The sequence below is a fragment of the Aeromonas sp. PrichA-15 genome, assembly GCF_017939245.1.
GTDB classification, from domain to species: domain Bacteria; phylum Pseudomonadota; class Gammaproteobacteria; order Enterobacterales; family Aeromonadaceae; genus Aeromonas; species Aeromonas caviae.
The window spans coordinates 82,192-89,069 of sequence record NZ_JAGKRH010000029.1 but is presented as its reverse complement, the minus strand read 5'-3'; the positions used below and the strand labels follow the sequence as shown (position 1 = coordinate 89,069).

Sequence of the window (6,878 nt, the reverse complement as noted above, 5' to 3'; positions counted from 1 at the left end):
CCCGATGCACACGAGTGTGCTGGAAGGGGTGAACAACAAGATCAAAGTGATAAAGCGCATGGCATATGGATTTAGGGACTCAGAATACTTTTTTCTGAAAATCAAGGCGGCCTTCCCCGGAAAGCCGCGATGAACCTGAAAAAAGGCCGCCTCTGGCGCAATGCTGTTCAGATAAGCACTTTTTTGACTGATTATTCATAAATTGGATTTGAGTTGAGGGGGCAAGGCTGTGTCCAGTCGATCTTCCTCCAGCCTTTATCCAGCGGGGCTTGCAATAGAAAGAGGGAGGCATCATGCCTCCCTCGCTTTTTTGTCCTGATACTACGTGGACTGGAACTCAAATTCTCTTAAGTGAACAGCATTGCGCCTCTGGCGACCTTTCATTCTGTTGACCGCCGGGCGATCAGTTCATCCAGCGCTCGCTGCTCTTGCGACGGCGCGGGAGCATGGGCAGGAGGATCCCGAGCAGGATGCCGCCCCCCACCATGGCACCACCGCGGATGAACCAGTCCATCTGCATGTCGTGCTCACGGTTGTCATAGCTCTGGGTCAGGGCGTCGTTCTGTTCCTTGAGGCTGCTCATCTCGGCGCTCTGGCTGTCCAGACGGGCTTTGAGGCTGGCGATCTCCTTGCTCTGCTCGGCGATCTTGCCATCCTTCTCGGCGAAGCGTTTCTCGTTGTCGCCATTGAGGTTCAGCAGACGGGCCTTGGCTTCGTCCAGCTCTTTCTGAACCTGGGGAAGACGTTCACGCAGGCTGATCTCCCCCTGCAGCTCGCTGTTCTTGATCCAGCCCTCGCGGCCACGACCGTCCACCACCTGGGTGAATCCGGCCTCCTGGTTCACCGCCTTGACCTCCAGCGGCTCACCGGCCTTGACGCTGCCGAGGATCCGGTACTGGGTACCCGGACCGTTGTGGATATAGGTAAAGATGTTGTCTGAAACATAGCGGGTATCGGCCAGTGCCTGTTGGGCACACAAGCAGATCAGGATCCCGAGAAGGGCGCGCATGGTCGATCGATTCTCTTCGTTGGATTAGGTTGCAGGCCGAATGTTAAGCCGCCTGCGGGTCAAAGGACAAGCAAAGAAAAGCGCCATCTCCCCGAGTGAGAGCTGTCTCGCAGCACCGCCGGTTTACGACGCGACCATTCCAGACGTCGCACCTACTTCTGTTTCAGCGCCTGCACCTCGGCGCGCAGGGCCTTGAGCTCTTTGAGCAGTTGCGCCTGCTGCTCGCTCTGTTGGCGTCGCCACACAGCGGTGTCGTCGTTGGTCTTGCCGGGATGGACGAACAGGCTGGCCATGAAGCCGCTGAGGGCGCCAAACAACCCCACTCCAAAGAGGATCAGCAGGCTGGCGACGAAGCGCCCCTCCTCCGTCTTGGGCACCAGATCCCCGTACCCCACGGTAGAGAGGGTCACCAGCGTCCACCAGAAGGCATCGTAAGGAGTCTGGATCTGGCTGCCGGGTTGCCCCGTTTCCAGCCAGTACATGACGCCGGAGCCGACCCCCAGCAACAGGAAGAAGAGGAAGAGAATGCCGGAGAGGGTGGTTTCGTTGCGTTCACGACGGAACATGGCCAGCAGATCCGGTCTGTCCCGGAGCAACTGGTAGACCCGCCACAGCTGGATGAGCCGCGCCCAGCGCAGTTGCTCCACCATGGGCAGGCTGCCGGGCAGATAGAACCAGTTGCTCTTGAAGAAAGCCATCCTGTCGGAGGCACGCGCCCAGCCATAGGCGAAGTGAGCGAGGAAGAAGTAGCAGATCAGACTGTCGACATCATAAAAGAGCTGCAAAGTCTGGGGACTCAGTTCACCGTGCCCCAGCCAGCGAGCAGCCACCAGGCAAACCGAAATCACGGAGAGAAACCCCATCAGCAGATCCATGGTACGCAAATGAGTTAAGTGATGTCGCATACATTTTCCAACTTTAAGCACGGTGCAAATTAATAAAAAGGAAGATAATGCCGATAGCTATGACGGCAAAGGAATAATGGACGTTGAAAGGAGAAAAATTATGCAGTTGAACCCGCTGGAGAGGCGCATGAGCAACATCCGACTGGTGCCCAAGGTGGTGCTGCTCATGGTGTTCAGCACCCTGCTGCTGCTGGCCAAACTCTGGTTCGATGCCAGCAACCTGGAAGCGACCCTGCTCAGCGAGGGCATTGATGCCGCCATGGCCAACACCATCGCCGATCGCCTGCTCTGGACCGGGCTGGTGGAGACGGCGCTCATGGGGGTCGTCTTCGTGGTGCTGCTGCTCACCGGCTCCCGCCTCATGGTCAAGCAGGTCCACTACCTGGTGGGGCTGCTGGAGCGTTTCGCCAACAAGGATCTCAGCCACAGCGTGCTGCTCAAGTCCCGGGACGAGTTCGGCGACATCGCCAAGGCGGTGGCCCACTCTCAGGAGAACCTCAAGGAGGTGTTCGGGACCCAGCGTGCCGCCTGCAAGGAGCTCAACGAGATCGCCTCCCAGGTGACTCTCTGCATGGATGAGGCAAACGAGGCCATCAACGAGGAGTTCACCCAGATTGAGCAGCTTGCCAGCGCCATGAGCCAGATGGTGGGGGCCATTCGAGAAGTGGCCAACCACGCGGAGCAGGCGTCCCACGCCACCGCCGAAACCAGCCAGCTGGCCGAGGAGGGCAGCCGCTGCGTGGCGGCTACCGTCAACACCATCGACACTCTCTCCGGCAACATCCAGCGCTCCTCCACCGTGGTCAACGAAGTGGAGCACGGGGTCGATCGCATCGGCTCCGTGGTGGACACCATCCGCAGCATCTCCGAGCAGACCAACCTGCTGGCCCTGAACGCTGCCATCGAGGCCGCCCGCGCCGGTGAGGCGGGTCGCGGTTTTGCCGTGGTCGCCTCCGAGGTGCGCGAACTCGCGAACCGTGCCCAGGCGGCCACCGTCGAGATCCAGAAGATGATCGAGCAGCTTCAGGGCAACGCCCGCCAGGCCGTCGGCCTGATGGCCGAGAGCGTGCAACAGGCGGACAAGGGGGTGGAGCAGGTGACTCAGGCTGGTACCCAGCTCGACACCATAGTGCAGCGGGTGCAGGGAGTGGCCGACATGAACCGCCAGATCGCCGCCGCCTCCGAGCAGCAAAGCTCGGTGGCCGAGGAGATGAATGCCAACCTGGAGCAGGTCAAACAGGTGGTGGAAGGCTCCGTCGTGGTGCTGCGGGAGCTGAAAGATGCCTCCGAACTGGTAGAACACCACAGCCAGACGCTGGACAGCCATATCCAGGCCTTCAAGCTGGCCTGATGCTGGCCTGATGCTGGCGCCCATCGTCAAACCTTCAGGCTGGCCTGAGGTCGTGATTTGAGTACACTGGAAGGCCCCCTTAGGGGCCTTTCTTTTTTCATCACGGCAAGGAGCCAGGATGCAGACCACAGAACCTGCGCTTGAGATAAGCGACGACAAGGGACGCCTCGACGTCCCGCTCATTCACCGTTTCCTCAGTGAAGAGGCCTACTGGTGCCTCGGCATTCCCCTCGCCACCCTGCAGCGGGCCATCAACCACTCCCTGTGCTTCGGAGCCTATCTCGACGGCCAGCAGGTCGCCTTCGCCCGGGTCATCACCGACAAGGCCACCTTCGGTTATCTCGCCGACGTCTTCGTGCTGCCCGAACATCGCGGGCGCGGTCACAGCAAGGCCCTGGTGGCAGCCATCCTCGCCCACCCGGAGCTGCAAGGGCTGCGCCGTCTCTCTCTCGCCACCTCCGATGCCCACGGCCTCTACGCCGGCTTCGGTTTTGTGCCGCCGAGAAGCCCCGGCAGCCTGATGGAAATCTACGACCCCGAGATCTACCGGCGTCCCTGAGCCCGGCCGATCGCCAGATCCGTTGCCGGATCACCTTCCGGGCAGCGGCGCTGTGACGCCAGCGCCCGGGAGTGCTAGATTGGCAGCCGGCATTTCACTCTCCCTGCAGACTCGTCAACCACAAGGATGGCAACCGTGGCCCAGCACTCTCCCTCTTTCTCCGCCTTCTCCCCCTTGTTGCAGGAGCAGGCCCTGCGCCACTGGCAGCGGCTGCTAGCCCTGGCGCCCCAGTATGACGCACTGCCCGAGCCCACCCGCCAGACCCTGCTGACCCTGCTCGGCCTCTCCGACTTTGTCGCCGACTCCCTCATCAAGCAGCCGGGGCTGCTGGCCGAGACCCTGGCATCGGACGCACTGACCCGGGCCGAGCGCTGGCCCGCCTATGAACCTGAACTCGCAGCCCTGCTCGCCGAGGTCGCGGACGAGGAGGCGCTCAAGCGCATCCTGCGCCAGTTCCGCCGCAGCCGCATGCTGGTGATCGCCTGGCGCGAGCTGCTCGGGGAGTCCGAGGTCGAAGAGAGCTTCATCCATCTCACCAAGCTGGCGGATGTCCTCATCTGTGGAGCCCGCGACTGGCTCTACGCCAAACAGTGCAGCGAGCTGGGCACCCCCATGGACGGCGATGGTAACCCCCAGCCGCTGCTCATCCTCGGGATGGGCAAGCTCGGCGGCGGCGAGCTCAACTTCTCCTCGGACATCGACCTTATCTTCACCTTCCCCGAGAACGGCTACACCGTTGGCGGGCGGCGGGAGCTCGCCAACCAGCAGTTCTTCATCAAGCTGGGGCAGCGTCTCATCAACGCCCTCCACCAGCCCACCCAGGATGGTCAGGTGTTCCGGGTCGACATGCGGCTGCGCCCCTTTGGCGATGCGGGGCCGCTCGCCATCTCCTTCGCCGCCATGGAGGACTACTACCAGCATCACGGCCGCAACTGGGAGCGCTACGCCATGGTCAAGGCACGGGTGCTGGGCCCCCAGTGCGAACACGCCATGGCCCTGACCGAACTGCTGCGCCCCTTCGTGTTCCGCCGCTATATCGACTTCGGCGTCATCGACGGCCTGCGCCAGATGAAGGCGATGATCGCCGCCGAGGTGCGTCGCAAGGGACTGGAGGGCAACATCAAGCTGGGGGCCGGGGGCATTCGCGAGGTGGAGTTCATCGCCCAGGCGCTGCAACTCATCCGTGGCGGGCGCGAGCCCGCCCTGCGGGTACGCCACCTGCCCGAGGCGCTGGCCGCCATCGCCCAGGGGGGTGCCCTGGAGGGGAGCCAGTGCGAACGCCTGCTCACCGCCTATCGCTTCCTGCGCCGGGTGGAAAACATCTTGCAGGAGATCGGCGATCAGCAGACCCAGACTCTGCCCAGCGAGGATCGGGATCGCCAGCGGCTCATCGCCACCCTCGGCTTTACCGACTGGGACGCCTTCATGGCCCACCTCGATGAGGAGATGGCCGCCGTCCATCAGGAGTTCGTCGCCGTGGTGGGGGAAGAGAAGGAGGCCCCCGCCCACCTGGAACAGCTCTGGCTCGATCTCTGGCGCACCGAGCTTGATGCCGCCGAGCTGGAAAAACTGCTGACCACGCAGGGAGTGGTGGAGCCCGCCCCCCTCTGCGCCGCCCTGCTGCGTTTCAAGGAGGAGTACAAGCGCCGTCAGGTAGGGCCCCAGGGGCGCATCGCCCTGGACTGGCTGATGCCGGAGCTGCTGCGGCTGGTGGTGGCGAGCCGCGAGCCCGCCCGCCTGTTCGAGCGGGTCTGCACCCTGCTGACCCGCATCTTCACCCGCAGCGCCTATCTGCAACTGCTGGCGGAAAACCCCGCCGCCCTGCGCCAGCTGGTGCGCCTGTGTGACGAGAGCAACCTGGTGAGCGAGCAGCTGGCCCGCTACCCCATCCTGCTGGACGAGCTGCTGGATCCCCAGCACCTCTACCACCCCACCCCGCTGGATCAGTACAAGCCCCAGTTGCGCCAGTTCCTGCTGCGCATCCCCGAGGAGGACGTGGAGCAGCAGATGGAGGCGCTGCGCCAGTTCAAGCAGGTGCAGCTCCTGCGCATCGTCGCCGCCGACATCGCCGGCGCTCTGCCGCTGATGAAGGTGAGCGACCACCTCACCTGGCTGGCGGAGGCGATCACCGAGGAGGTGGTCAATCAGGCGTGGGCCCAGATGAGCGAACGCTACGGGGTGCCGCCCGAGGTGGCGGTGAGCGGTGAGCGCGGCTTTGCGGTGGTGGCCTACGGCAAGCTGGGGGGCATCGAGCTCGGCTACGGCTCGGATCTCGATCTGGTGTTCCTGCACGGCGGCGACCCCAACAGTTACACCGATGGCCGCAAGCCCATCGACAGCCGCCAGTTCTACCTGCGCCTGGCCCAGCGGATCCTGCATCTGTTCAGCACCCGCACTCCGTCCGGCATCCTCTACGAGATCGACATGCGGCTGCGCCCCTCCGGCGACTCAGGCCTGCTGGTCTCATCGCTGTCGGCCTATGAGCAGTACCAGCAGCAGGAAGCCTGGACCTGGGAGCATCAGGCCCTGGTGCGAGCCCGTCCCATCTATGGCGATGATGCCGTGGTCGCCGAATTTGCCCGCATCCGCCGCGACGTGCTGGCCAAGGAGCGGGATCTGCCCACCCTGGCCCGCGAAGTGCGGGAGATGCGCCAGAAGATGCGGGATCACCTGCTCAAGGCGGGAGAGGGAGAGTTCGATCTCAAGCAGTCCCCCGGCGGCATGGTGGACATCGAGTTCATCGCCCAGTACCTGGTGCTGGCCCATGCCTGCGGTGAGCCGGACGCCCTCACCCGCTGGTCAGACAATGTGCGCATCTTCGATGAGTGCGTGATGGCGGGAGTGCTCACACTGGAGCAGGCAGAGGGGCTCAAGCAGGCCTATCTGGAGATCCGCAACCTCGGCCACCGCCTCAACCTCTCGGAGATCTCCCGCAAGGTGGGGGACGATCAGTTGCCGCGAGAGCGGGGCCATGTGCTGGCGGTCTGGCAACAGTTGCTGGGAGAATAAGCAGAAGGGGCGCCATGGCGCCCCTTCTCGTTGACGAAAGGCTTG

The 6,878-nt window shown here is 63.3% G+C and carries 6 protein-coding genes; 4 read left to right on the top strand and 2 right to left on the bottom strand.

The features are described from left to right. Window positions 1-133, top strand: a 133-nt coding sequence (locus J9889_RS05545; RefSeq protein ID WP_162231338.1) for a transposase, incomplete at its 5' end; no start/stop codon positions are given. A 270-nt stretch (window positions 134-403) separates the two neighbouring features. On the opposite strand, the gene J9889_RS05540 is transcribed toward J9889_RS05545, so the two are convergent. Both J9889_RS05540 and J9889_RS05535 read right to left on the bottom strand, forming a co-directional pair. Next, complete coding sequence (locus J9889_RS05540; protein WP_010675664.1) at window positions 404-1,009, bottom strand: TIGR04211 family SH3 domain-containing protein; 606 nt, start codon at window positions 1,007-1,009, stop codon at window positions 404-406. 152 nt (window positions 1,010-1,161) lie between these two features. Further along, window positions 1,162-1,914, bottom strand: coding sequence for a potassium channel family protein (locus J9889_RS05535; RefSeq protein WP_029314808.1), 753 nt, complete (start codon window positions 1,912-1,914; stop codon window positions 1,162-1,164). A 100-nt stretch (window positions 1,915-2,014) separates the two neighbouring features. On the opposite strand from J9889_RS05535, the gene J9889_RS05530 reads away from it, so the two are divergent. The 3 genes from J9889_RS05530 (at window position 2,015) to glnE (ending at window position 6,833) form a co-directional block, all read left to right on the top strand. After that, window positions 2,015-3,265, top strand: a complete 1,251-nt coding sequence (locus J9889_RS05530; protein ID WP_010675666.1) for a methyl-accepting chemotaxis protein — start codon at window positions 2,015-2,017, stop codon at window positions 3,263-3,265. A gap of 118 nt (window positions 3,266-3,383) precedes the next feature. Beyond that, the gene (locus tag J9889_RS05525) at window positions 3,384-3,824 is read left to right on the top strand and encodes a GNAT family N-acetyltransferase (RefSeq protein ID WP_039040551.1); all 441 of its coding nucleotides are present in this window, start codon (window positions 3,384-3,386) and stop codon (window positions 3,822-3,824) included. A 135-nt stretch (window positions 3,825-3,959) separates the two neighbouring features. Continuing rightward, window positions 3,960-6,833, top strand: a complete 2,874-nt coding sequence (gene glnE / locus J9889_RS05520; RefSeq protein WP_235690575.1) for a bifunctional [glutamate--ammonia ligase]-adenylyl-L-tyrosine phosphorylase/[glutamate--ammonia-ligase] adenylyltransferase — start codon at window positions 3,960-3,962, stop codon at window positions 6,831-6,833. Window positions 6,834-6,878 lie beyond the last annotated feature (45 nt).

Excerpts from the sequence above, each read along its gene's own strand:
- J9889_RS05540 (WP_010675664.1), bottom strand. The coding sequence starts at position 1,009 with ATGCGCGCCCTTCTCGGGATCCTGATCTGCTTGTGTGCCCAACAGGCA.
- J9889_RS05535 (WP_029314808.1), bottom strand. The coding sequence starts at position 1,914 with ATGCGACATCACTTAACTCATTTGCGTACCATGGATCTGCTGATGGGG.
- J9889_RS05530 (WP_010675666.1), top strand. The coding sequence starts at position 2,015 with ATGCAGTTGAACCCGCTGGAGAGGCGCATGAGCAACATCCGACTGGTG.
- J9889_RS05525 (WP_039040551.1), top strand. The coding sequence starts at position 3,384 with ATGCAGACCACAGAACCTGCGCTTGAGATAAGCGACGACAAGGGACGC.